Genomic DNA, 792 nt, shown 5'->3' with positions numbered 1-792 from the left:
GTACACATGTTGTTGAGAAACCGGCGGATTTCGGCCGCCTGCCCGCCCGCCGCCGCGTGCGCGAGAACATTTGGCCGAAATCTGCCGATTTCTCAACAACGCCTTTAAACCCCGTACACGACCGGCGGCCTCCGCACCCGACCCTCGTCCAACAGGTGACCACACCACCAACCCGGTGAACCAATCCGGCCACCGCACTAGCCGCGAATCGCCTTCTGATACGCGGCCAGCTCCCCCGCGTCGTCGATGCTCCCGTGGTGGTGGAACTGCCGCCAGTGGCCGTCTTCGTAGCGGAAGTAGCGGCTGGTGCGGATGCTCAGCGGGGTGATGGTGCCGTCCGGGGTGGTGTAGGTCCCGGTCTCGCGGCCGGCGAAGACCGCGTGGTCGGGGCCGGTGTAGGCGACCACGTCGCTCAAGGTCACCTGGACGTTCGCGGTGCCGGCGAAGACCTTCTCGTACAGGTCCATGATCGCCTCGCCGCCGCGCAGGATGCCGCCGATCGGGTTGTTCAGCTGGGCGAGGGGGCTCGGGGACCAGTCGCGGCGGAGTGCGTCGAGGTCTGCGTTGTTCAGCCCGTAGTAGAAGGACTCCAGGGCGGCCAGGGCGCCGTCCGGTCCCCGGTCGGCGGCCTGCGCCAGGCGGTTGCGGGAGGCGGGACCGAACGCGATGTCAGTCTTGTCGATCATGGCGCGCGCCTTTCGCTGTTCTCATCATGTTCGGTGGTGACCGAACACGTTTGAGGGTACGGCATGCTTCAGGCGGAGGGGAAGCCGGTGGATCGGGGGCGGGATC

Annotated in this window: 1 protein-coding gene; it reads right to left on the bottom strand. The window is 67.2% G+C overall.

The features are described 5' to 3' along the window. Window positions 1-197: 197 nt before the first annotated feature. A complete protein-coding gene (locus IZR01_RS49390) occupies window positions 198-686 on the bottom strand; it encodes a YybH family protein (RefSeq protein ID WP_194927913.1) in 489 nt (162 codons plus the stop codon). Window positions 687-792: the final 106 nt, after the last annotated feature.

Source organism: Catenulispora pinisilvae (genome assembly GCF_015356865.1).
Taxonomy (GTDB): Bacteria; Actinomycetota; Actinomycetes; order Streptomycetales; family Catenulisporaceae; genus Catenulispora; species Catenulispora pinisilvae.
The sequence above is the reverse complement of the archived record's forward strand: the minus strand, read 5'-3'. Positions and strand labels throughout refer to the sequence as shown.

Bases quoted from the DNA above. Each gene is read 5' to 3' on its own strand.
- IZR01_RS49390 (WP_194927913.1), bottom strand. From the start codon at position 686: ATGATCGACAAGACTGACATCGCGTTCGGTCCCGCCTCCCGCAACCGC.